The organism is Amycolatopsis orientalis DSM 43388, from assembly GCF_000411975.1.
GTDB lineage: Bacteria > Actinomycetota > Actinomycetes > Mycobacteriales > Pseudonocardiaceae > Amycolatopsis > Amycolatopsis orientalis_D.
This window is the reverse complement of sequence record NZ_ASXG01000196.1, coordinates 254,297-276,740: the sequence shown is the minus strand read 5'-3', so window position 1 is coordinate 276,740 and position 22,444 is coordinate 254,297. Positions and strand designations below refer to the sequence as shown.

At 69.3% G+C, this 22,444-nt stretch carries 19 protein-coding genes; 10 read left to right on the top strand and 9 right to left on the bottom strand.

Annotated elements, in window-relative coordinates; all coding sequences use genetic code 11:
* Nucleotides 1–174: 174 nt before the first annotated feature.
* From L942_RS41280 to L942_RS41260, 5 genes are all read right to left on the bottom strand, one after another.
* Nucleotides 175–2,190, bottom strand: coding sequence for a S9 family peptidase (locus L942_RS41280; protein WP_081655435.1), 2,016 nt, complete (start codon nucleotides 2,188–2,190; stop codon nucleotides 175–177).
* Nucleotides 2,191–2,315: 125 nt separating this feature from the next.
* The gene (locus tag L942_RS41275) at nucleotides 2,316–2,504 is read right to left on the bottom strand and encodes a hypothetical protein (RefSeq protein WP_037370802.1); all 189 of its coding nucleotides are present in this window, start codon (nucleotides 2,502–2,504) and stop codon (nucleotides 2,316–2,318) included.
* A 1,020-nt stretch (nucleotides 2,505–3,524) separates the two neighbouring features.
* Nucleotides 3,525–4,526: a transketolase family protein gene (locus tag L942_RS41270; protein WP_037370801.1), complete on the bottom strand. Its 1,002-nt coding sequence runs from the start codon at nucleotides 4,524–4,526 to the stop codon at nucleotides 3,525–3,527.
* Nucleotides 4,523–5,407, bottom strand: coding sequence for a transketolase (locus L942_RS41265; RefSeq protein ID WP_037370800.1), 885 nt, complete (start codon nucleotides 5,405–5,407; stop codon nucleotides 4,523–4,525). Before L942_RS41265 ends, L942_RS41270 begins: the two co-directional genes overlap by 4 nt.
* A 25-nt stretch (nucleotides 5,408–5,432) precedes the next feature.
* The gene (locus tag L942_RS41260) at nucleotides 5,433–6,776 is read right to left on the bottom strand and encodes an MFS transporter (protein ID WP_037370799.1); all 1,344 of its coding nucleotides are present in this window, start codon (nucleotides 6,774–6,776) and stop codon (nucleotides 5,433–5,435) included.
* A 190-nt stretch (nucleotides 6,777–6,966) separates the two neighbouring features.
* On the opposite strand from L942_RS41260, the gene L942_RS41255 reads away from it, so the two are divergent.
* The 5 genes from L942_RS41255 to L942_RS41235 are packed head-to-tail and all read left to right on the top strand — an operon-like array spanning nucleotide 6,967 to nucleotide 11,519.
* Nucleotides 6,967–7,788, top strand: coding sequence for a sugar phosphate isomerase/epimerase family protein (locus L942_RS41255; protein WP_037370798.1), 822 nt, complete (start codon nucleotides 6,967–6,969; stop codon nucleotides 7,786–7,788).
* 20 nt (nucleotides 7,789–7,808) lie between these two features.
* Nucleotides 7,809–8,582: an SDR family NAD(P)-dependent oxidoreductase gene (locus tag L942_RS41250; RefSeq protein ID WP_037370797.1), complete on the top strand. Its 774-nt coding sequence runs from the start codon at nucleotides 7,809–7,811 to the stop codon at nucleotides 8,580–8,582.
* A 26-nt stretch (nucleotides 8,583–8,608) separates the two neighbouring features.
* On the top strand, nucleotides 8,609–10,318 hold the full coding sequence (locus tag L942_RS41245; RefSeq protein WP_037370796.1) for a dihydroxyacetone kinase family protein: 1,710 nt from the start codon (nucleotides 8,609–8,611) through the stop codon (nucleotides 10,316–10,318).
* Complete coding sequence (locus L942_RS41240) at nucleotides 10,315–10,779, top strand: ribose-5-phosphate isomerase (protein WP_037370795.1); 465 nt, start codon at nucleotides 10,315–10,317, stop codon at nucleotides 10,777–10,779. Before L942_RS41245 ends, L942_RS41240 begins: the two co-directional genes overlap by 4 nt.
* A 26-nt stretch (nucleotides 10,780–10,805) precedes the next feature.
* A complete protein-coding gene (locus tag L942_RS41235; protein ID WP_235079658.1) occupies nucleotides 10,806–11,519 on the top strand; it encodes a GntR family transcriptional regulator in 714 nt (237 codons plus the stop codon).
* Between the two features lie 269 nt (nucleotides 11,520–11,788).
* On the opposite strand, the gene L942_RS41230 is transcribed toward L942_RS41235, so the two are convergent.
* Complete coding sequence (locus L942_RS41230) at nucleotides 11,789–13,225, bottom strand: MFS transporter (RefSeq protein WP_063695852.1); 1,437 nt, start codon at nucleotides 13,223–13,225, stop codon at nucleotides 11,789–11,791.
* Between the two features lie 163 nt (nucleotides 13,226–13,388).
* Nucleotides 13,389–13,865: an Lrp/AsnC family transcriptional regulator gene (locus tag L942_RS41225; RefSeq protein WP_037370794.1), complete on the bottom strand. Its 477-nt coding sequence runs from the start codon at nucleotides 13,863–13,865 to the stop codon at nucleotides 13,389–13,391.
* A 165-nt stretch (nucleotides 13,866–14,030) separates the two neighbouring features.
* Between L942_RS41225 and L942_RS41220 the strand changes: the two genes are divergently transcribed.
* Genes L942_RS41220 through leuD form a run of 3 tightly spaced genes read left to right on the top strand, consistent with a single transcriptional unit; the run spans nucleotide 14,031 to nucleotide 16,746 of the window.
* Nucleotides 14,031–14,771: an RraA family protein gene (locus tag L942_RS41220; protein ID WP_037370793.1), complete on the top strand. Its 741-nt coding sequence runs from the start codon at nucleotides 14,031–14,033 to the stop codon at nucleotides 14,769–14,771.
* A complete protein-coding gene (gene leuC, locus L942_RS41215; protein WP_037370792.1) occupies nucleotides 14,762–16,150 on the top strand; it encodes a 3-isopropylmalate dehydratase large subunit in 1,389 nt (462 codons plus the stop codon). The genes L942_RS41220 and leuC overlap by 10 nt, the downstream gene beginning before the upstream one ends.
* Nucleotides 16,150–16,746 (top strand): 3-isopropylmalate dehydratase small subunit, encoded by a 597-nt coding sequence (leuD, locus tag L942_RS41210; protein ID WP_037370791.1) that lies wholly within the window; start codon nucleotides 16,150–16,152, stop codon nucleotides 16,744–16,746. The genes leuC and leuD overlap by 1 nt, the downstream gene beginning before the upstream one ends.
* A gap of 127 nt (nucleotides 16,747–16,873) precedes the next feature.
* On the opposite strand, the gene L942_RS41205 is transcribed toward leuD, so the two are convergent.
* Nucleotides 16,874–17,140 (bottom strand): hypothetical protein, encoded by a 267-nt coding sequence (locus L942_RS41205; protein WP_037370790.1) that lies wholly within the window; start codon nucleotides 17,138–17,140, stop codon nucleotides 16,874–16,876.
* Between L942_RS41205 and L942_RS41200 the strand changes: the two genes are divergently transcribed.
* Nucleotides 17,111–18,727, top strand: coding sequence for an L-talarate/galactarate dehydratase (locus tag L942_RS41200; protein ID WP_158684616.1), 1,617 nt, complete (start codon nucleotides 17,111–17,113; stop codon nucleotides 18,725–18,727). The genes L942_RS41205 and L942_RS41200 overlap by 30 nt on opposite strands.
* Before the next feature lie 58 nt (nucleotides 18,728–18,785).
* Nucleotides 18,786–19,559 (top strand): IclR family transcriptional regulator, encoded by a 774-nt coding sequence (locus tag L942_RS41195; RefSeq protein ID WP_037370789.1) that lies wholly within the window; start codon nucleotides 18,786–18,788, stop codon nucleotides 19,557–19,559.
* A 1,836-nt stretch (nucleotides 19,560–21,395) separates the two neighbouring features.
* On the opposite strand, the gene L942_RS41190 is transcribed toward L942_RS41195, so the two are convergent.
* Complete coding sequence (locus L942_RS41190) at nucleotides 21,396–22,439, bottom strand: phosphotriesterase family protein (protein WP_268745770.1); 1,044 nt, start codon at nucleotides 22,437–22,439, stop codon at nucleotides 21,396–21,398.
* Nucleotides 22,440–22,444: the final 5 nt, after the last annotated feature.

The following is a 22,444-nucleotide window of genomic DNA, read 5'->3' as shown; positions in this document are numbered from 1 at the left end:
TGTCGGCGCTTGCCTGGCACCGGGTCCACGCTCGAGTGCGACCGCCTCCCGCCCCGACCGGGCCGGTGTGATCACACCGGCACCATCACCAGATCCACCGCGCCTATCCCTTTTATCGGGCGGAAACCACCACACCACTCTTGAACGCCCGCGGCAGCCAGCGCAGACACTGCTTCAGGAGGCGGGCATGTGCCGTTCGAACCAGTGCACCACGCGCGTGAGAAAGTCCAGCTGTGCCGGGAAGGCACGCACGCCGTGGCCCTCCTCCGGGTAGATCGCCAGCTCCGACGGCACGCCGTGCGCCAGCAACGCTTGATGGAACTCGCGAGCTTGGCCGGGCGGCGTGCAGTTGTCCCGAGCACCCGCGACGTTCAGACATGGAGTCCTCGCCTTGCTCGCGTGCAGCACCGGGCTGCGGGTGTGCGCGAGCGTGCCGGGCTGCTCGGGGTCGGCACCGAGGAAGCGATTGCCCCACGCGGCGATGTTGCTGGTGAAGCTTTGGCTGTACCAGTTCGTGACCGGCGAAACCGGGACCGCGGCGGCGAACCGGGTGTCCTGGGTGACCAGCCAGGACGACATGAAGCCACCGTAGCTGCCGCCGATCAGGCCGACCCGGCTGCTGTCGACCAGCCCGCGTTCGACCAGCGCGTCGATGCCCGACAAGTAGTCCTGGGTGTCAGCGCCGCCCATATCCCGAACGACGCGCGCGGCGAACTCCTGCCCGCGGCCGGAGCTGCCCCGGGGATTCGGGCTCAGCACGGCGTAGCCCTGCTGGACCAGCAGCGGAACCCACGCGTACCGCATCGACCACGAGTTCTGATACGCCCAGATCGGACCGCCATGGATGCTCACCACCATCGGGAACGGTCCTTCCCCCGCCGGGCGGCAGAGAATTCCGTCGATCTCGAGCCCGTCAGGCGCCGCCCAGGTCACCACCTCCGCCGAACCGGCCACCGACCGGAGGAAGTCTGTTCCCGGATGCGCCGTCGAGGCCAGCCGGGAATCGCCCACCACCAGTTCCGGCGGCACCTCGTAGGAGTCCTGCACGGTCAGGACCCGCCCGTCCCCGGTGAACGCGCCCACCGGCAGGAAACCGCCACCGGTGCAGGACCGGTCGGTCGACAGCACCTCCTCGAGCACACCGTCGGCCGCTCCCACGACCCCGGCCACCGAGTCGAGGCGGCGCAGCCCGACGTAGCCGAGGCGGTCGGCGTCGATCCACTCCAGATGCGTGACGTCGGTGCCGCGTGTGTCGACCCGCCGCACGGCACCAGTCGCCGGCTCGACGAGGAGCAGATCTCCGGCGACGAGCCCGCGGTCGCTGCACACCGCTTCGACTACTGCGACCTGGCTGCCGTCCGGGGCGCCGACCGGCAGCCCGAGCTGCACGCCGCTGCCGAGCAGCTTGCGCGCGTCGCCGTTGAGATCGATCAGGCTCAGGTGGGCGGTGTACCACGCGTCCTCGCCGGGCGCGTCCGAGGCGATGGCCACGACCTGGTCCGGCCCGCACCACCCGGCTTCCCAGCAGTTCATCCCGGCCGGAGACACGCGCACCAGCTCACCGGTCGCGACGGCGCAGACCCACAGCGTCCGCCACCCGGTGTTCTTCGACCCGTCGTCCAGTTGCGGGTACCACGACGGCCGCTCCCGCTTCTGCTTCACATTCGTGCCGGAGCCCTGGCCGCCGGAGAGGTCCGCGCCGAGCCCGGCCACGCCGAGCAGCACCTTGCGCCCGTCCGGCGACCAGTGGGCGTACTCGACCGTCCCCGGCACCTCGGGAGCCGGCCGCGCCTCCCCGAGGCGGCCGGTGTCGAGCAGATACAGCTGGAACTCCCCCGCCGTGCGCCGGTCGGACAGGAAGGCGAGCGTCTCGCCGTCCGGCGAGAACCGTCCCCACCGCGAGGATCCTGTCCCAGTGGTCACCGGCCGGAGTTCACCGTCTTCCACCGTGTAAACCGCCGTACGCGGCACGCCTCGCAGCTCGTCGAACACAGCGCAGGTGACGGCGACGCGCTCCCCGCCGCGCGTGACGTGCGGCTCGCGGAGCGAGTGCGGGCGGCCGAACGCGGGCTCATGCAGCGCCCGCAAGAACTCCGTGACCTTCCGCTGGGCCGCAGTGCCCTCCAGGTCTTCCACGTTGTACCGCCCTTTCTCCTCCAGCCGAACCTTCGGCACCCGGCGTGCGTTCATCCTGGACACCGGCGACGACGGGGCGCATTGGACGGACGCCAACGGCCGCCGAGGCCGAGCGCGACAGATGTCGCGCTGGACAGGTCCAGACGTCCCCTTCTGGTCGGCATGGCTGGCGCGACCGGTCACCCGCAGACGTCGGCCAGCTGCCCAACCCGAAGCCGCTTCGTCTGCATCCCGATATAGAGATCGAGCAGGATCGGATTTGTTGCGCCCCTCGAAGCCCTCGATGTGGAGTGATGCTCGGTGAACGCGACGGCCCAGAAACGCAGCGCGTTCGCGAGCTTGGACTGCTCGGAGATCTGCCACAGCATGTTCTGGCCGAAGTGAAGACAGGGTCTTCACGACGGGTGCAGGCGCAAACCGAGGGTGGGCGCGGGCGAAGCGCAACTCCAACCCGGTTTCCGCCACGGTGGGTGCGAGCAGGTGGCCAGCACCACGGCACCGTCTGTCCAAGCCAGGGTGCAGTCGCTCGGCGTTATACCGGGCCACTGAGGTCTCCGCCGCGGCCTCGCACAGCCTGCAGCAAGGCGGACCAGCCGGCCTCGCCGTTCTCCGGGCGGGAAGATCCTGAGGAAGCGATCGACCTTGCTCTTTTGCTGCGGCGAGCCTGGTTGCGTCAGCCGGTCCGGAGATGAGGTCCCGAGCACCTCGTCCCGGGGCTGCGCCGAACCGCGTCGGCTTACAAGTCGCGGTCTCTCGTTGCGAGCATCGCGCCTCCTCAGCCGAGCAGGAGTTCCTGCGACAGATTCGTCGCGATTCCTCGGTGCGGTGTTACGTCCGTTTGGCACGCTGGTGGACGGAGCCGCGTCCCCGCCACCGCATCGAAGTGCCGCCCCGCCCGAAGGCATGACGCGCCAACGCAGTACGGGCCGGATCGCCGTGAGCACCCAGGATGATCGTCCGATGCGCCGAAGAGGTCCCAAGCCGGTGCTGCTCGACCAGGAGCGCCGAAGAAACAGGACCCCGCAACAGCCATCAGACGGGGCACCCCCAGCGAGCCCACTTTCGCAGGCGAGCGAACGATGCACGAAATTCTCGTCCCCACATCGCATGCGCGCTAGATACGTGCGTATTCATGGACCGTTTCGCTCTGGGAACCCTGTCGCGCCACGCTCTTCAGTACCGGGGGCGTCCGAGTCTCAGTACTCGGCAGAGAGCCTGGAAAGGGTGGCCGCGGTGCCATTGGTGCACCGGCCGCGCGACGACGCTTCTCCATCCACTGCCCACGCCACGCCCAAGGGCGAACACTGCATAGACGAGAATCAAGAATCCTGCCACTCCGAAGATCGCGGCCACGCCGGTGGCGGCCAGGAATCTCGCCGGCTTTCGGGTCAGCTGGACATCACCGCGGACAGCTCCCGACGAACCCGGTCCACGACCGCCTCGGTCGAAAGGCCGTAGCGGTCGTGCAAGGTGGGGAGTGCGCCGGCCGCGAGGAATTCGTCGGGAAGCGCGATCGGCACGATTTTCTTGCCGACACCGCGCCGGGCGAGTGCGGCGGCGACGGTCTCGAACAGGCCGCCGATCACGCTGTGGTTCTCGAGGGTGAAGACCGGCCGGGAGGTGGTGACCTGCTCGATCACGGTGTCCTCGTCAAAGGGCTTGATGGTCGCGCAATGCACCACTGCCACGTCGATCCCCCGTTTGGCCAGCTGTTCCGCCGCGAGAAGACCGCGCATGGTCATCAGGCCGGAAGTGACGAACACGGCGTCGTCGCCGGAGCGGACGAGTTTCGCCTTGCCGAGTTCGAAGGAGTAGTCGTAGTCGTCGAGGATCCGCGGCACCGCGCCGCGCAGCAGCCGGGTATAGCTCGGGCCGGGGGCCGCGGCGAGCTGGGGTACGGCTTGTTCGAGGTCCACCGCGTCGCATGGGTCCACAATGGCCAGTCCGGGCATGCCGCGCAGGATCGCGATGTCCTCGGTCGCCTGGTGGCTCGGGCCGTAGCCGGTGGTGAGGCCGGGCAGCGCGGCGACGATGTTGACGTTGAGGCCCGGTTCGGCCATGTCGAGGCACAAGAAGTCGTACGCGCGCCGCGTCGCGAACACTGAATACGTGGCGGCGAACGGGATCTGGCCGACTTCCGCCATCCCCGCGGCGGCGGCCATCATCACCTGCTCGGCCATGCCCATCTGGAAGAACCGGTCCGGGAAGGCGCGGGCGAACACGTGCATGTCGGTGTACTTCGCCAGATCCGCGGCGAGCCCGACGATCCGCTGGTCCGTTTCGGCCGCCTTGACGAGCGCGTCGCCGAACGGCGCCCGCGTAGTGCGTACGCCGGGATCGGCGATCGACGCGATCATCGCGGCCGAACGCTGCGGCTGGACGGCGGTCATCGGCGGGTCCTCTTTTCGTGTCCGGCGGTCAGCTGCTGTTTGCACACGGGCCATTCGTCGGCGGCGATCTTCATGAAATGGAGTTTTTCCCGTCCTTCGAGCAGTGGAACGCCTTTGCCGACCACGGTGTCGCAGATGACGAGGTGCGGCTGCCCGGCAGCCGACGCACGGCCGGTCGCCTCGTCGACCGCGCGGAGGAGTGCTTCGAGGTCGTTGCCGTCGACGCGCTGCACGTGCCAGCCGAAGGCGCGCCAGCGGTCTTCCTGCCGGTCGAGGGCGAGCACGTCGCGGGTCGGTCCGTCGGCTTGCAGGCCGTTCATGTCGACGAAGCCGATGAGGTTGCCGAGCCGCCAGCTCGCCGCGCTCATCGCGGCCTCCCAGGTGGATCCTTCGTTGAGCTCGCCGTCGCTGAAGAGCGTGAAGACCCGTTGCGAGGTCCGGCCTTGCGCGCGCAGGCCGAGGCACATCCCGACGGCGAGCCCGAGGCCGTGGCCGAGCGAGCCGCCGGAGATCTCGGCACCGGGGGTGTAGGTGGACATCGCCGACATGGGCAGGCGGGAGCCGTCGGCGGCGTAGGTCGCCAGTTCGTCGCGGGGAATCACTCCGGCTTCGGCGAGCGCGGAGTAAAGCAGCAGGGCGTAGTGGCCGACGGACAAGAGGAACCGGTCGCGGTCCGGCCACTCCGGATCCGCCGGGTCGAAGCGCAGGACGTCCCGGTAGAGCACGGCGAGGAGGTCGGCCGCGCCGAGCGCCTGCCCGACGTAGCCTTCGCCCTGTGCCTCGCCTTCGTCGAGAACACCCATCCGGATGCGGTAGGCGGATTCGGCGCAGGCGTCCAGCCGTTGCCGGAACGCTGACGGTGTCATGAGGTCGAGAGTCACCTGGTTTCCTTTCAGGACAGCGGTTTCAGGCGACGTGCTGGGGCGCGGGCGCGGTTTCAGCAGCCGCCGCGCGTGCGGTCTCGCGTTCGGCCGGCCCCCAGGTTTCCCGGGTCAGCAGCGCCGAGACGAAACCGAGCAGCGAGAACGCGAGGAACAGCAGCGCCGGGCCGAGCCAGCCCATGCCGAGGAACAGCAGCGTCGTGACGAACGGGGTGAGGCCGGAGATCATCGCCGAGATCTGGTAGGCGAGCGACGCGCCGGAAGAACGGGTGCCTGCCCGGAACAGCTCGGGGAACCACGCGCCCTGCGAACCGGCGAGAGCGTTCTGGCAGACCCCGTAGGAGACGACTACGGTGCACACGATCGCGATCAGTGTGCCGGTGTTGACGAGCAGGAACATCGGGATCGCCCAGAGCGCGGCGAACAGCGTCACCCCGACGTACAGCGTGCGGCGGCCGACCCGGTCGGTGAGAGCGCCCCAGCCGACGGTCGCGGCGATCCCGACCGCGGAGGCGATGCACAGCGCCAGGATGGTTTCGCCGCTGCTGGCCAGCTTCTCGGACTTCAGGTACGAGATCAGGTAGGTGATCGACACCGCGTAGCCCGCGGTCTCGGCGATCCGCAGCCCGATGCCGCGCAGCACGTTGCGCCAGTCGTCGCGCAGCACTGCCGTGATCGGCGCCTTCACCAGGTCCCCGCTGTCGCGCACGTCCTCGAACACCGGCGATTCCGGCACCTTCGCCCGCATGACCAGCCCGACGATCACCAGCACCAGGCTGGCCAGGAACGGCACCCGCCACGCCCAGTCGCCGGGCAGGTTCACCGACACGAGGAACACCAGGTTCGCCAGCAGCAGCCCGATCGGGAACCCGGACTGCACGATCCCGGTGAACCGGCCCTTGCGCAGCCACGGCGCGTGCTCGTAGGTCATCAGGATCGCGCCGCCCCATTCGGCGCCGTAGGCCAGGCCCTGCACAATCCGCACGGCGACCAGCAGGACCGGCGCGAGCACGCCCGCGGTCGCGTAGGTCGGCAGCAGGCCGATGGCGAAGGTCGCCAACCCCATCACGATCAGCGACGCCACCAGCACCGGCTTGCGGCCGATCCGGTCGCCGAGGTGCCCGCCGACGACCCCGCCGAGCGGCCGTGCGATGAACCCGACCCCGAGGGTCGCGAACGCCGACAGCGTGCCCGCGACCGGCGACGCGCCGGGAAAGAACGCGTGGCCCAGGTACAGCGCCGCCGCGGTGCCGAACCCGATGAAGTCGTAGCTCTCGATCACGGCCCCGGCGGTGGAGCCCCAGGCCACCCGACGGGCATCGGCGGTGCCGTGCACCGGACCCCGCATGGTGAGCGCCTCGTTGCGCATGTGGCGATCGCCTCTCTTCTTCCCGTGGCCACCTCGACGGTAATCCAGCGGCCACGCTGTCAACAATGGAGCGTATCGTGCGCCGAAAATGCCCCTCTGTCAACAGCATGAATCAGACCGATTTGCCTGTATACGCCGAGTACCGTCGCAACTCTTGCTTGTTGACACTTCTCTGTTAACATTGCCAACCATGGAACGCCTCCGACCGCCGGGCTGCTCCACGATCAGCTTCCGGCACCTCCCCCTGCCCGCCGCGCTGGCGGCGATCGCAGACTGCGGGTTCGCCGAGATCGACCTCGGCGCGCTGCCTGGGGTGTGCGGCCACGTGCCTTACGAGTTGACCGACGCCGCGGTGCGCGAGGTAGCCGCGCAGGTGCGCGCGTCCGGGCTGGCGGTGCGATCGGTCAACGGCGACGTCGGAGACCTCAACCGGCCGCTCGGCGCGGCGGAGGCCGAGGCCCGCTCGACCCACCTGCGACGGCTGCTCGACCTGACCGCCGAGTGCGGCGCGCGGGCGCTGGTGCTGCCGTGCGGAGCGCTGTCGCACGAACCGGTGACCAGCCTGCACGCGGATCTCGACCTGGTGGCCGACCAGCTGGGCAAGGCGGCGGCACGGGCCGCGGACCACGGGCTGCAGCTGTGGTGCGAAGCGCCGCACCTGTACCGGCTGTGCCACACCGTCGAACTCGCCGAGCAGCTCGTGGCACGCCTCGACCCAGCCGTTGGGCTGGTCCTCGACACCAGCCACGTCTGCGCGTCCGGAGGGGATCCGGCCGCGTTCGCGCACCGGTTCGCGGGCCGGATCGCGCACGTCCACCTGCGCGACGCCACGCCCGGCAACATCAACCTCAGCATCGGCAACGGCGACGTGGACTTCGCCGCCGCGTTCGCCGCACTCCGGGCCGTCGGCTACCGCGGACACAGCTCGCTCGAACTCGAAACCCGCGACGTCGCCGACGAAGAACGTCCGACCGCCGCGGCCAAGGCCGCCGCTTACCTCGCCGCCCTCTGATTCCCGAAGGAGACAACGACATGACCGGAACCTCTCGCACCGCCGTCATCACCGGTGCGGGCGCGCCGCGCGGAATCGGCCGGGCCACCGCCGCCCGCTTCGCCCGGGACGGCTGGGCAGTCGTCGTGCTCGACCTGGACGAGCCCGCGGCCAAGGAAGGCGCCGACGCGATCGCCGCGACCGGAGCGACCGCTTTCGCACACGGTGTCGACGTCGCGGACGAAGCGTCCGTGCTCTCCGCGTATGCGGCAGTGCGGGCCGAAATCGACGCGGGCCGCCTGCCCGGCGTGGGCGCGGTGGTCAACATCGCCGGCATCACCTCGCCGGTGCCGTTCCTGGAGACCACGCTGGAGCTGTGGAACAAGGTGTTCGCCGTCAACGCGACCGGCACCTACCTGGTCACCAAGGCGTTCCTGCCGGACCTGATCGAGGCGGGCTGGGGCCGGATCGTGAACATGTCCTCGGTGTCGGCGCAGCAGGGCGGCGGCGTGTTCGGCCGCACCCCGTACAGCTCGGCGAAGGCCGCGATCCTCGGCTTCACCAAGGCGCTGGCGCGGGAACTGGGCGACGCCGGGGTGACGGTGAACGCGGTGGCGCCCGGCGCGGTGGAGACCGACATCCGGGCCGCGTCGACCACCGACGAACTCGAAGCGTCGATCACCCGCGGCGTCCCGCTCGGCCGGCAGGCCACCGCGGACGACGTCGCCGGCGTGATCGCCTGGCTCGCCACCGACGACGCCGGTTACCTGCAGGGCGCCACGATCGACGTCAACGGCGGCTCGTTCCTCCACTGAAGTCCACAGAGGACGGAGCACACGCGATGACCTACTTGTACGACGATCCGGCGGCATTCGCCGAGGACGCGCTCGCCGGGTTCTGCGAGCTGCACGCGGACACCGTGCGCCGGGTGCCCGGCGGCGCCGTGCGCGCGGCGAGGCCGGCCCGTCAGAAGGTCGCGGTGCTGCCAGGCGGCGGCTCCGGGCACTACCCGGCGTTCTACGGCGTGATCGGGCCGGGCATCGCCGACGGCGCGGTGAGCGGCAATCTGTTCACCTCGCCGTCCGCGCAAGACGCCTGCTCAGTGGCGGCGGCCGCGGATTCCGGCGCCGGAGTGGTGTTCAGCTACGGCAACTACGCCGGGGACGTGCTGAATTTCGGTCTCGCCGCGGAATTGCTGCGGGCGCGCGGGATCCGCGCGGAGCACGTGGTGGTCACCGACGACATCGCCAGCGCTCCGCCGGGACGGTCCGAGCAGCGCCGCGGGATCGCCGGAGACTTCGTCGTCTTCAAGATCCTCGGCGCGGCCGCCGAGGAGGGGCTGGATCTCGACGGCGTCGTCCGGGCCGGGCGCAAAGCGAACGCGGCGACCCGCACGATCGGAACCGCGTTCGCCGGTTGCACCTTCCCCGGCGCCGGCACTCCCCTGTTCACCGTCCCGGACGGAGGGATGGGTCTCGGCCTCGGCATCCACGGCGAGCCCGGGCTGCGCGACGTCCCGCTCCCGTCGGCCGCCGACCTGGCCGCGGATTTCGTCGGCCGGATCCTCGCCGAGAAACCGGACGGCGCGCGCGACCGGATCGCGGTGGTGCTCAACGGGCTCGGCTCGGTCAAGCACGAGGAGCTGTTCGTCCTCTGGCGCCACGTCGCCGCACGGCTGCGGGAATCCGGGCACGTCCCGGTGCTGCCGGAAGTCGGCGAACTGGTCACCAGCCTCGACATGGCCGGGGTTTCGCTGACCGTGACCTGGCTGGACGAGGAACTCGAGCGCTGGTGGTCCGCGCCCGCCGACACGCCGGCGTTCCGCCGCGGGGAAGCGCGCCGCGAGGAGACCGTCGCACTGGTGCCGAACCTAGCGTCCGAGCTCGCCGGACCGCGTTACACGACCGCGACAGCGGAGTCCCGGGCGTTGGCCGAAGCAGTGCTGGACGGCCTGCGTGCGGTCCAGAAAGCCTTGCACGAAGCCGAAACTGAGCTAGGAGCCATCGACGCGGTCGCGGGCGACGGCGACCACGGCCGCGGCATGGTCCGCGGCATCGACGCCGCGGTCGCCGGTGCCGAGTCCGCGTGGCAGGACGGCGCGGGCGCGGGCGATTGCCTTGCCGCGGCGGGCGACAAGTGGGCGGCCCGCGCCGGTGGCACCTCCGGCGTTCTCTGGGGCGCCGGCTTGCGGGCGGCCGGAGAAGCCATCGGTACCGAATCCGGCGTTGTCGACGTCCTGGCGGCGGTCGACGCGTTCGCGGACCGAATCGTGCGGCTCGGCGGCGCCGACCCGGGCGACAAAACCATGGTCGACGCGCTCGAACCGTTCCGCGCAAGCCTGCACCGCGCGCCCAGCCCCAGCTGGAGCGCGTGGGCGGAAGCCGCTGCCGTCGCGGAGACCGCCGCGCAGGAGACCGCCACCCTGGTCCCGAAGAAGGGCCGCGCCCGCCCGTTGGCCGAACGCAGCGTAGGCACCCCGGACGCCGGCGCGGTGTCCCTGGCGCTGATCGTGCGCATCCTCGCCGAAAACAGTGGAGAAAGGACCCGATGAACTACCGGATCGCGATCGGCTGCGACGACGCCGGCCTGGACTACAAAGAGCAACTCGCGCGCGACCTGAGCGAGGATCCGCGGGTGGCCGAGGTGATCGACCTCGGCGTGCACCGCGGCACGGCCGACGTGCACCGTCCCTACCCGGAAATCGGCCTCGCCGCCGGGGAGTCGATCCGGGCGGGCGAGGCCGACCGCGCCGTTCTGGTGTGCGGCACCGGGATCGGCATGGCGCTTTCGGCGAACAAGGTGCCCGGCGTCCGCGCGACCACCGCGCACGATTCGTTCTCGGTGGAACGCTCGGTGCTGTCGAACAATTGCCAGGTCCTCACCCTGGGCCAGCGCGTCGTCGGCCTCGAGCTGGCCCGCAGGCTGATGCGCGAATGGCTCGGCTACACCTTCGACGACCGGTCGCCGAGCGCGGCAAAGGTAGAGTTGCTGAACCAGTACGAACGGTGCTGACGTTCCAGTCAGGGAGGAGACTCGCGGTGAGCCGTCCGGCTTCGGCCAGCCAGCCCGGCCGCAACCTGCGCCAGATGGCGGTGGACACGCTGCGCAAGGCGATCACCACCGGCCAGTTCCCGCCCGGCAGCCACCTGGGCGAGGTCCAGGTGTCCGAACAGCTCGGCATCAGCCGCGGCACCCTGCGCGAAGCACTGCGCGAACTGCAGCAGGAGGGCTTGGTCTCCTACGGCGAACGAGGCCGGGTCACCGTCCGCTCGATCAACGAGAAGGACATCATCAACACCTTCACCGTCCGCGCCGCTCTGGAGGCACTCGCGGGCGAGACGCTGGCCTCGAGCTACTACCGCGAGCAACACTGCGACAAGCTGCGCAAAGCCGTCGACGCCATGGCCCGCGCCGAACGCATCTCGCTGGAAGCGCAGGTCGAAGCCGACCTCGCGTTCCACGAACTGCTGGTCCAGCTCACCGACAACGACGCACTGGTGCGGTCCTGGAAGCTGCTCGAAGGCGCGATCCGGATGTGCATCATGTACCGCGGCCTCGAACGAGCACTGTCGAACATGAGCGCCGGACGGCACCTGGAGATCGTCACCGCCATTGCGTCCGGAGACCCGGTCAAGACCCAGCAGGTGATCTCCGAACACATGGTCGCCACGGCGCAAGCCCTGCTGTTCGGCACGGTGCGCACCCGCCCGCGAATCGACCTCGGCGAGGCGGGACCGGCAGCCGAACGCTGAGCACGACGGGTCGGTCAGGAGGCGGGCGCTCCGCAATCACCGGGTTTCGGATGCCGTGCCGGTCCGTCAGTTCCGCTGTCCTCAGCAGTCCGGCAGCGCAGTCCCGGGCAGGAATCGTCCGGCTCGATGTCCGCAGGATTGACGGCCGCTCATCCACCCGGAATGGCCTGAGTCGCCTACGCCGGACCCGTTCGCGGCTCCCAAGCACTCCTGTACGTCGGCGGCATGTTCGTTATCGAAGCAAAGATTCGCCGATCAGGGCAGGCTGGTCACGAACGTCCTCGTGCGGGGCTGCGCTCCGCCGTGTGGGAAGCGGCCTGGGGAGCGCCTGGGTCGTCGTGGGCGACCGCTTCGAGGCTTTGGCCGTTGCTGCGCGGGCCGAGTGCTCCGACGATGACACACATGAGCACCAGCAGTGCGGCCGAGCCGACGAAGACTCCGATGGGGCCGAAGCTGGCGAGCAGTGCCAGTCCGCCGAACGGCAGGATCGCGGCGGACAACCGGGACAGGGAATAGGCGATTCCGATGGCGGTGCTGCGGACCTGTGTGGGGTACAGCTCGGCCTGGTAGATGTGGTAGGCGCCGCTGAGGACGTTGTTGGACATGGTGATGATCAGTCCCATCGCCACGATCAGCGCCGGCGCGGTCGCGGTGCCGAACAGCAGACCGGCCGCGGCGGTCGCCAGTCCGGAGCCGATGATCAGGTATTTCCGCTCGAACCGTTCGACCAGCGGGACCGCGATCGCGGCGCCGACCGGGGCTCCGATGAACGTCAGCGCGGTGTAGCCCAGCGAATCGACGATGTCGTAGCCCTTGGCGAGCAGGACCACGGGCACCAGCGAGGCAAACCCGTACTGGCCGACGGTCTGCAGGAGCTGGAACAGCCAGAGCATGATCGTGCGGTTGCGGTAGGGCGGGCGGAACATGTCGGCGAGCGCGACGCGACGCACCGGCCGCGGCTTGTCGACGTGCACCGGCGGCAGCGATCCGCGTTGCGCGCGAACGGCTTCTTCCACCTCGGCGACCACGCGGTCCGCTTCCTCGGCCCGGCCGTGTTCGGCCAGCCACCGCGCCGACTCCGGCACCCGGCGGCGCAGCACGAAGACCACCAGCGCGCCGAGGCCGCCGACGACCAGCAGCCACCGCCAGCCCTCCCACAGAAAATGGGACCGCGCCACGAAAAACCCGCCGAGCAGCGCCACGACCGGCGTGCCGACGAACCCGATGACGTAGGCCACCGCGATCATCCGGCCGCGCGCGAGACGCGGCATGAACTCGCTGAGGTAAGTGTCGATGAGAATCAGTTCGGCGCCCATGAACACGCCGGACAGCAGCCGCAACGCGATCAGCACCGTGACGTTCGGCGAAAACGCGGTCGCCAGGGACAGCACCGAGTAGACGCCGAGGTTGACCATGAACATCCGGCGCCTGCCCAGCCGGTCCGACGCGGCGCTGAGGAAGATCGCGCCGACGATCATGCCGACGAACGGCGCGGCGATCAGCCCGGCTTTCCCCGCCCGGGCCAGATGCCACTCCTGGCCGAGCACGCCGCCGAGGACCCCGCCCAGGAAGATCTCGTAGATGTCGAAGAACGCCGCGGCGCCGACGAGAAACGTGAGCTTCCAGTGCCATCGCGACACCGGGAGTCTGTCGAGGCGGGCGGCGATCTGACCGATCCCGGCCGGTGTCGGAGCTGATGCTTCCACGGCGTCCTCCTCCTTGAGGCGCGGCAGCCGAACTGCCGGTCGGGCAGGGAAACTACGTCGTGGTCAGCACCCGGTCAACGAATCACGCAGAAATTGTACAACTGGCTCAATCAAACGCCGTTTGCCTGGCGTTCGCTGTCCGGTTGGCGATGCCCGGGCCGGGTCAGAGCTGGCCGTGCCGCTTGCGGATGAGCGGCGAGATCCGCGGCATCAGCCGCCTGCTGAGGACGACCTCGGTCGAGGTCCGTTCGACCCCTTCCACGGCGATGATCTCGTGCAGGACTTCCTCGAGGCCGGCGTTGTCCCGCGCGACCACCCGGCAGAGAAGGTCCGCGTCGCCGGCCACCGCGTTCGCCTCGATCACTTCCGGGATCTTGGCCAGCCCGTCGATGGTGGCGTCGAGTTTCCCTTGCGCCACCTGCAATCGGACGTAGGCCAGCCCCGAGTAGCCCATCGCGGCCGGGTCGAACTGCGGCCGCCAGCTGACCAGCACGCCCAGCCGGGTCAGTTTGTCCACTCGCGACTGCACCGTCGCCCGCGCGACCCCGAGACGGCGGGCGTACTCCCGCACGCCGGCCCGCGGTTCCTCCGCGATCAGCCGCAGCACGGCCAGATCCAGCCGCTCCAATTCCTCGGACACCGGGGCCTCCTCCGCGCATCGGCGCCGCCGGTGGGCCACGTGTGCCGTTCCCGTCCCGGTCGACGCGCATCGAATGTACCAGTGGCCTAGATATTTTCCGATTGCTTGCCACATCGGCAGCAGCCAGGCACTCTCCTCGTTGCCATCCATCATCAGGAGTGCCTCATGGAACCATCCGGCGTCGGCACCGTCCCGGCCGACCGTGTCCGCGCTGTCGCAGTGCCCGCAACCGCGACCGAGGTCATCGAGCGCTACCTCGCCCTGCCCGACATGACGTGCGCGGTCGCCGACGCCCTCGATTCGCTCGGCCTCGACGCCGCATGCCGTCCCGGGCTCCGCGCGGTCCGGCCGGGAAGCCGGGTCTGCGGGCCGGCGGTGACGCTGCGCTACGAACCCGCCGGAGATCCGGCGGCTGCCGTACTGGGCGACCGTGACTTGTACGGGCTGGCGCCCATCGGCGCGGTCGCTGTCATCGGCACCGGCGGACACACCGGACACGCCGTCGTCGGGCAGATCTCGGCGGCGTGGGCCGCACTCGCCGGCGTCGCCGGGATCGTCGTCGACGGCGCGGTCCGGGACCTCGATGCCTTGTCCGGCAAGGACGTTCTGCCGGTGTGGAGTCTCGGCGCGGCACCCGCCAACGCACGCCGCCGGCTCGACGCCGCGGAACTCAACGGTCCCGTGCGGATCGCCGACGTGCTGGTGCTCCCCGGAGACCTGGCCGTCGCCGACGACAACGGGACCGTCGTCGTCCCCGCCAGTGCCGTCGAGGACGTCCTCGCCCGCTGCGAAACCGCCGAGGCCGCCGAAGCCCGCCTCCGCCAGGTGCTCGCGGAATCCGCCGATCTCCCCGCGCTGCTCGCGACGCTGCGCCACCACACCGAAGGAGCACCGCCATGGGCCTGACGCTCGCCGAGAAAATCTGGCGCGACCACATCGTCCGCGACGACCTGCTCTACGTCGACCTCCACCTGCTGCACGAGGTCAACACCCCGATCGCGTTCGACGCGCTGCGCACCGCCGGCCGCCGCGTCCGCCGCCCGGACCTCACCCTCGCCACCGAAGACCACCTCGTCCCCACCCGAGACCTGTTCAAGGCCATCGAGGAACCGGCGATGCGCCGCCAAGCCGCGCTGCTGGCCGAGAACTGCGCCGAATTCGGCATCGAGATCTACCGCCGCGGCGACCCCGAACGCGGAATCGCGCACGTCATCGCCCCCGAACTCGGCCTCGTGCACCCCGGGATGACCGTCGTGTGCTGCGATTCCCACACCACGACCATGGGCGCGTTCGGAGCACTCGCCTTCGGCATCGGCACCTCCCAGGTCGAACACGTGCTCGCCACGCAGACCCTGCACTTCGCCCGCCCGAAGACGATGCGCGTCACCGTCACCGGCGCACTCGCGCCCGGCGTCACCGGAAAAGACCTCATCCTCGCCCTCATCGCGGAAATCGGCACCGCCGGCGGGCAGGGACACGTCATCGAATACCAGGGACCGGCCATCGACGCGCTGTCCATGGAAGCCCGGATGACCGTGTGCAACATGACCGTCGAAGCCGGCTCCCGCGCCGGCCTCATCGCCCCCGACCAGACGACGCTGGACTACCTGCGCGGACGCCGGCACGCTCCCTCCGGCCCCGCCTGGGACGCCGAAACCGCCCGCTGGCGCACCCTCCGCTCGGACGACGACGCCGTGTTCGACAAGGACATCGTCCTCGACGGCGACAAGATCAGCCCTTTCGTCACCTGGGGAACCAACCCCGCACAAGGCGTCCCGATCGACGCCACCGTGCCCGCCCCCTCGTCCTTCGCCGACCCCGCACAACGCGCCGCCGCCGAACGCGCACTGTCCTACATGGACCTGAAACCGGGCACGTTCATGCGCGACATCCCGATCGACGCCGTCTTCATCGGCTCCTGCACCAACGGCCGCATCGAAGACCTCCGCGCCGCCGCCGACGTCCTGCGCGGCCGCACCGTCGCCCCCGGCGTCGAGGTCTACCTCGTGCCCGGCTCCGACACCGTCCGCCAGCAAGCCGTCGACGAAGGACTCCACCACATCTTCGCCGCCGCCGGCATCCAGCTCCGCACCTCCGGCTGCTCCCTCTGCGCCGCGGTCAACGAAGACCGCCTCCTCCCCGGACAACGCGCCGCCTCCACCAACAACCGCAACTTCGAAGGACGGCAAGGAAAAGGCGCCCGCACCCACGTCGTCTCCCCCGCCGTCGCCGCCGCAAGCGCCGTCGCCGGACACCTCGCCGCCCCGAAAGACCTGGAAGCCTGATGCAGCAATTCACCGTCCACACCGGACAAGCCGCACCCCTGCGCGCCAGCGACGTCGACACCGACCAGATCATCCCCGTCCGCTTCCTCACCCGCCTCGCCAAAGCCGGCTACGGCCAGGACCTGTTCGCCGACTGGCGCGACGACCCCCAGTTCGTCCTCAACCGCCCGCCCTACCACCAAGCCACCATCCTGGTGGCAGGCAACAACTTCGGCACCGGATCCTCCCGCGAAGCCGCCGTCTACGCCCTCGCCGACTACGGCATCCGCGCCGTCATCGCACCCCGCTTCGGCGACATCTTCGCCGGAAACGCCTCCCAGAACGGACTGCTGCCCGTCGTCCTCCCCCAGGCCACGGTCACCGAACTGTGGAACCTCCTCGAACGAACACCCACCAGCCCCGTCACCGTGGACCTCCAGAACTGCCTCGTCCGCGCCAGCGGCATCGAAGCCCCGTTCACCGTCCCCGCCGACATCCGGACCCGTCTCCTGCACGGCTACGACGAGATCGCACTCACCCTCCAGCACGAAACCGCCATCCAGCACTACGAAACCACCCGCCGCCGCACCCTCCCGACCACCACCCGAACCCGCTGAGTCCGACCGGTCGTCGCCAGAGCAGGACTGGACTCAACCGCGCCACCAGCTCGAACCATGCAAAGGGCTCCCGCAGCGGATGGGGCCAGGAGACGCCCCGGCCTAAAGCAGAGAAACGCACTCGGGCTCATCGCACGGCGAGCACGCAGAAGAACGTGCGTGAGCCCCGCGGCGGCGCAGCCTCCAGACCCGGCTGGGCAGTGAACTCGCCGTCGTAGTCCAGGGGGCTGGGCAGTCCTGCCCAAGGTTCGACGCAGAGCAGGCCGGCGTCTCCCGGCGACCAGATCGCCAGGTGGTCGAAGCCGCCGCCGAGGGTCATGGTGATCGCCGGGGCACCGGGTGCGGTCAGGGTGATCCGGCGGCTGTGGAGCGAGTCGAAGACGCCCAGACCCACCTCCAAGCCGACCTCGGGATCGGCGCCGCCGCCTACGGGTTCGGCGCAGGCCTGTTCTTCGTCGCCTACACGATCTTCGAGGTGCCCAGCAACGCTTTGATGGAACGGTTCGGCCCGAGGATCTGGCTGTCGCGCATCTGCGTCAGCTGGGGGCTGATCTCCGCAGCGACGATGCTCGTGCAAGGCCCGGCCAGTTTCTACGTCCTGCGATTCCTCCTCGGCGTCGCCGAAGCCGGTTTCGTGCCCGCCGTGCTCTATTACCTCACCAAGTGGCTGCCCAACTCGCACCGCGGCCGGGCCAACGCCCGCTACGCCGTAGGAGCGCTGCTGGCCTTCTCCCTGTCCGGTCCGCTGTCCGGCCCGCTGCTCGGACTGGAGGGCACTCTCGGGTTGCACGGCTGGCAGTGGATGTTCCTCGTCGAGGGCCTCACCTCGGTCGCGGTCGGGGTGTTCGCGTTCTTCTGGCTGGACAGCAAGGTTTCCGACGCGAAATGGCTCAGCGACGAGGAGAAGACCGCCCCGATCAGCGACGCGAAAGTCCTCACCGGACGGCAGAAGCCGCTCACCGAGATCGCGTTCCTCTTCGCCGAGATCGGCACCGAAAGCGGTGCCGAGGGCATCGGGTTCGGCTACTCCAAGCGCGCCGGCGGACCCGGCATGTACGCCCACGCACAGGAGATCGCGAGCGAGCTGATCGGCGAGGACCCCAGCGACATCGGCCGGCTGTGGAACAAGCTGGTGTGGGCCGGCGCGTCCATGGGCCGCACGGGACTGACCACCCAGGCCATGGCCGCGTTCGACATCGCCCTGTGGGACCTCAAGGCCAAGCGGGCGAACCTGCCGCTGGCCAAGCTGCTCGGCGCGCACCGCGACTCGGTGTCCTGCTACAACACCTCCGGCGGCTACCTGTCCATGCCGATCGAGCAGGTGCTGGACAACGTGTCGCTCTCGCTGTCGCGCGGCATCGGCGGCATCAAGATCAAAGTCGGGCAGCCGGACACACGCGAGGACCTGCGGCGGGTGGAGGCGGTGCGGGGACGCCTCGGGGACGCCTTCCCGATGATGGTCGACGCGAACCAGCAGTGGGACCGGGCCACCGCACAGCGGATCGGCCGGACGCTGGAGCGTTTCGACCTGACCTGGATCGAGGAACCGCTGGACTGCTACGACGCCGAGGGCCACGCACGACTGGCCGCGACCCTGGACACGCCGATCGCCACCGGCGAGATGCTGACCAGCGTCGACGAGCACTGGAACCTGATCCGCCAGGACGCCTCCGACTTCGTGCAACCCGACGCCCCGCGGGTCGGCGGCATCACCCCGTTCCTGCGGATCATGGCACTGGCCGACCACCGGAAACTGTCACTGGCCCCGCACTTCGCGATGGAGATCCACCTGCATCTCGCCGCGGCCTACCCGGGCACCACCTGGGTGGAGCACTTCGAGTGGCTCGAGCCGCTGTTCCACGAGCGCCTGGAACTGCGGGACGGCCGGATGATCGTGCCGAACCGGCCCGGGCTCGGGTTCTCGCTCACCGAGCAGGCCCGCGCGTGGACCAGCGACACGGCGACGATCACCTCCGCCTGACCATCGTCTCCACGCAATGGCACACTGTCCCGGTGAGCAGGATTTCGGGAGAACCGTGATGGCCGAGGACGCCGAGGGGCCGAAGGGATCGCTGGACCGGGGACTGGCGATCCTGAGCCACCTTTCCACCGCGGGCGAGGCCCCCATCGCCGAGCTGGCCGCGGTCGCCGGCATGAGCCGCAGCTCGGCCTACCGGATCGTCGACCGACTGCGGGAAACCGACTACGTCGTCACAGGTTCGAACGGCCGCCTCAAGCTCGGCCCCGCCGCGGCCCGGCTCGCGATGGCGGCCGTGCAGGCGACCGACGTCGTGCACGTAGCTCCCGAGCTGCTGCGGCTGCTCACCCAGCAGACCCGGGAGACGGTCAGTCTCGGCGTCCTGTCCGGCGACGAGATGGTGTTCGTCTACCGGGAACGCGGTCCGCAAGCGGTGACGGTCAACGCCGAACTCGGCGCCCGCCGCCCCCTGCACTGCACCGCGGTGGGCAAGGCCTACCTTTCGGCGTTGCCCCTGCCCGAACGACGGACTTTGCTGCACTCGATCAGGCTCACCCCGCACACGAAGCGGACGATCACCAGGCGGACCGACCTCGAGCGCGACCTGGACGAGGCCGCCGCCCGCGGCTGGACGATCGAACGTGGCGAATTCGACGAGAACAGCACCTGCTGCGGAGCACCGGTGCTGGACCACACCGGAACACCGGTCGGGGCGATCTCGGTGGCCGGCCTGAGCGACCGCATGGCACGCTCGCTGGACCGGATCGGACCCGTGGTCGCCAGCACGGCGGAAGCGATCTCCCGCCGGCTGGGCCACAACCCGGACATCCACTGACTGCCCCGGTCGGGCCCGGCCAGTCTGGACCTGGTCCGCGCATGCGCGCTGCCGGGTGGCCGCGCGGGAGCGGTCGATCGCAACATCGCCGGGCCCGCTATTCGCAGCGCCAGAAAGCTTCTGCCGAACAGAGACGATAATTCTCCGGCGTATCGGCGAGCCGGCCCACCCTTCGGTGAGCAGAGACCCGAATGCCTTCGTTGTCCGTCTAGCGGAGCTCCGCGAAGGACTCCCGTCACCGCCCCCTGACCGGCTTACCAGCATGCTTAGCGGGGGTTCGAGCTGCCAGGCCTAAGGGAGGAAGCGGTTGATCCGGCGCAGCACAGCGCCGAGCGCACCCCACCGGTGCCAGCTTTTGCGCGAACCTACGCTGGGCCCCTGTGAAACCGGACCAAGACACCGACCTCGCCCTGGCGTGGGCGGGGGAACGCCGCTCGCGCAAACCAGATTCGTCGAGGTGGTAGCGGACGATCGCAAGACCGAAGACGCGCTCTTCGGGTGGGCACGAACACCGCGACCCCAGCCGCTGCTGTTCTTCGCACCTTCGCGGCAGCGGGAGCGCGAGACCGCCCGGCTACGCCAAGGTTCGGGAATTCTGGCGGCTGGACTGCACCGCGCTCGATCAGCCGGCACCGCACCGTGATGATCGTTATCCACGCGTACCCGACAGCGGCCGCGAACGACACGGCGTGGATAACGATCATCAATGAAGCGTTCGCCGAACACTGGGGCGGCTACATACCGTGGACGCCGCACCGGTGGCAAGGACGCCTCGAGACCGATCTCGGGGCCGGCCCGCGACTCCTCGCGCTTCGGGACAACGAGCCCGCCGGGGTGCTGCTGAGCCGGATCCTCGAACTCGAAGACGGCGGGGGGGCAGCCCACCGGCTTCATCGAGGTCATTGCGGTCCATCCAGCGCATCGACGCACCGGAATCGCGGATACCCGGTCCGCAGCGCGCTGATTTGCTTCGCGTCGGCCGGCGTCAAGAGAGCGGTGCTGTTGTTCGACAGAACAAGCGAAAGCAGGTCGGCGACCGTCTACCAGCGTTGCCGACCTTCGCGTACGAAGTCTGGGAGAGTCCGGCAAACGAGCGCCGGTGATTCGCTTCTGATGCAACCGGCGGAAGGCTGCAAGGAGACTGTGTCGGCCGCGGGCACAAGCCCCTCAAGGACGCGGACCTCCCCGCGGGCTGATCAACGGCAACGGCCACCGTGGCGAGAATCTCCCCCCGCACACTCAATCGTTCGGACTCGTGCGAGAACGCGTTGCTCCCGGTGTGGCCGCCGTGCCCGGTCCCCAGACGCCGGAGCGCGTTTCCTCAGCGTGCTGCCGTGCCGGGCTGAGGCACGCCTGTCGGCGGGCCGTTCCCCCGCGAGCCGCATCGCGACCGTCAAGGATCCTGTTACCGAACCACCATTGATTCTGGCACGCTTGCCTCGATTCAACCGAACCTTGTCCATTCGGCATCGTAGATGCATTTGCGGCGCGGGTCAGGCCTGGTGTGGGCGACTATCTAGCGCTTGAGCATGTTTGACCTTGTGATGACAACGAAACCCGGTAGCAGCGCGACCCGTGGCCGCGTCGCTGCGTTACCCCCGTCCTGGGTGCTGCCGAAGCCATCGCTGCTGCGCTAGCTGGACGTCACTGGATACCAGTTCACGTGCGGCGTTCACGTACCCGCGCACGTCTGGCTCTCGAGATTCGCGCCCGGTCCGCAGCACTGGCTCACGTCTGGCATGGATACTGCCAGCTATGAGAACGCGCCACAGCATTAGCCTCCCGATTTCACCCAACGCACCCCTTCGCGTGAAATCGGGAGGTTAATGAACTGAGTCAGCTGTCGGTCTTCATCGGAAGAACGGTTTGGGCGTTGCGAACGAAGATCTGGTCGATGGTGTCGGCGTCGACTCCGCGCCGCTCCAGCCAGGGCTTGATGACGCGGTGGATGCGGCCCAGCCCGAACCCGCCGTACTTCTTGAGGGTCGTCTTGAACACCATGTCGTGGGAGAGCAGCACGCGGTCCGCCATGCCCAGTTCGATCATTCGCAGGATCGCGTCGACCCGGTCGGTGTCGGAGGGGTAGGTGAAGTCGACTTCCGCCTCGTAGCCGGACTGGTAACCGAACATGTCGAGCTCGACGTAGCACCCGTACTCCCGGGCGATGTCGTAGAACTGCGGATCGCGAGTGAAGCCGTCGCAGTGCCCCATGATCACGCGGCTCATGTCGGCGCCGAGCTCGGCGACCCGCTGGGCGACCTTCGCCATGGCCTCGGCGCCCGGGACGTAGTACGGGTTGTGGATCGACAACGCCGCACCGGTTGCGAGGTGCGCCTGAACGCTTCCGGCCAGGACCCGGTCTTCAACGGGATCGATCGGCCACGACAAGCCGACCTCTCCGACGATTCCGGCACGGATGTCGGTGCCTTCCATGCCAACGGTGATGTCGTTGACGATCTGTTCGGTGATCTCGTCCTCAGACATCGCCTTCACCTCGTCGGGGAGTGCGTCGGCGACGTAGTACGTCGAGCCCGCCACGATATTAACCCCGGACTCCTGCGAGATGCTGCGCAGCCCCGCGGCATTGCGATGCATTCCGATCGGAGTCAGGTTGACGACGGTGTTGATGCCGAGCTCCGGAAGGCCCTTGAGTTCCTCGATCGAGTCGTGCTCATCGGTCATGTACATGTTTCCCCGATTGGCGACGGGGTTCTCGAGCCAATGCCACAGGTTGTCGAGGCGCGGCGAGGCGGTCGGCTCCGGATCGGCGAGCGGGTCGTCGTTCGGGTACCAGTACATGTCGCAGATGCCCTGCAAGTGCTCGTGCGGCAGCGTGCCGCCCATGGCCGTCGGCTCGATGTCACCAAGAACTGTGCGCAATTTCT

Bases quoted from the DNA above. Each gene is read 5' to 3' on its own strand.
- L942_RS41245 (WP_037370796.1), top strand. From the start codon at position 8,609: ATGACCTACTTGTACGACGATCCGGCGGCATTCGCCGAGGACGCGCTC.
- L942_RS41275 (WP_037370802.1), bottom strand. From the start codon at position 2,504: ATGCTGTGGCAGATCTCCGAGCAGTCCAAGCTCGCGAACGCGCTGCGT.
- L942_RS41195 (WP_037370789.1), top strand. From the start codon at position 18,786: ATGGCCGAGGACGCCGAGGGGCCGAAGGGATCGCTGGACCGGGGACTG.
- L942_RS41260 (WP_037370799.1), bottom strand. From the start codon at position 6,776: ATGCGCAACGAGGCGCTCACCATGCGGGGTCCGGTGCACGGCACCGCC.
- leuC (WP_037370792.1), top strand. From the start codon at position 14,762: ATGGGCCTGACGCTCGCCGAGAAAATCTGGCGCGACCACATCGTCCGC.
- L942_RS41255 (WP_037370798.1), top strand. From the start codon at position 6,967: ATGGAACGCCTCCGACCGCCGGGCTGCTCCACGATCAGCTTCCGGCAC.
- leuD (WP_037370791.1), top strand. From the start codon at position 16,150: ATGCAGCAATTCACCGTCCACACCGGACAAGCCGCACCCCTGCGCGCC.
- L942_RS41250 (WP_037370797.1), top strand. From the start codon at position 7,809: ATGACCGGAACCTCTCGCACCGCCGTCATCACCGGTGCGGGCGCGCCG.
- L942_RS41280 (WP_081655435.1), bottom strand. From the start codon at position 2,190: ATGAACGCACGCCGGGTGCCGAAGGTTCGGCTGGAGGAGAAAGGGCGG.
- L942_RS41270 (WP_037370801.1), bottom strand. From the start codon at position 4,526: ATGACCGCCGTCCAGCCGCAGCGTTCGGCCGCGATGATCGCGTCGATC.
- L942_RS41220 (WP_037370793.1), top strand. From the start codon at position 14,031: ATGGAACCATCCGGCGTCGGCACCGTCCCGGCCGACCGTGTCCGCGCT.
- L942_RS41240 (WP_037370795.1), top strand. From the start codon at position 10,315: ATGAACTACCGGATCGCGATCGGCTGCGACGACGCCGGCCTGGACTAC.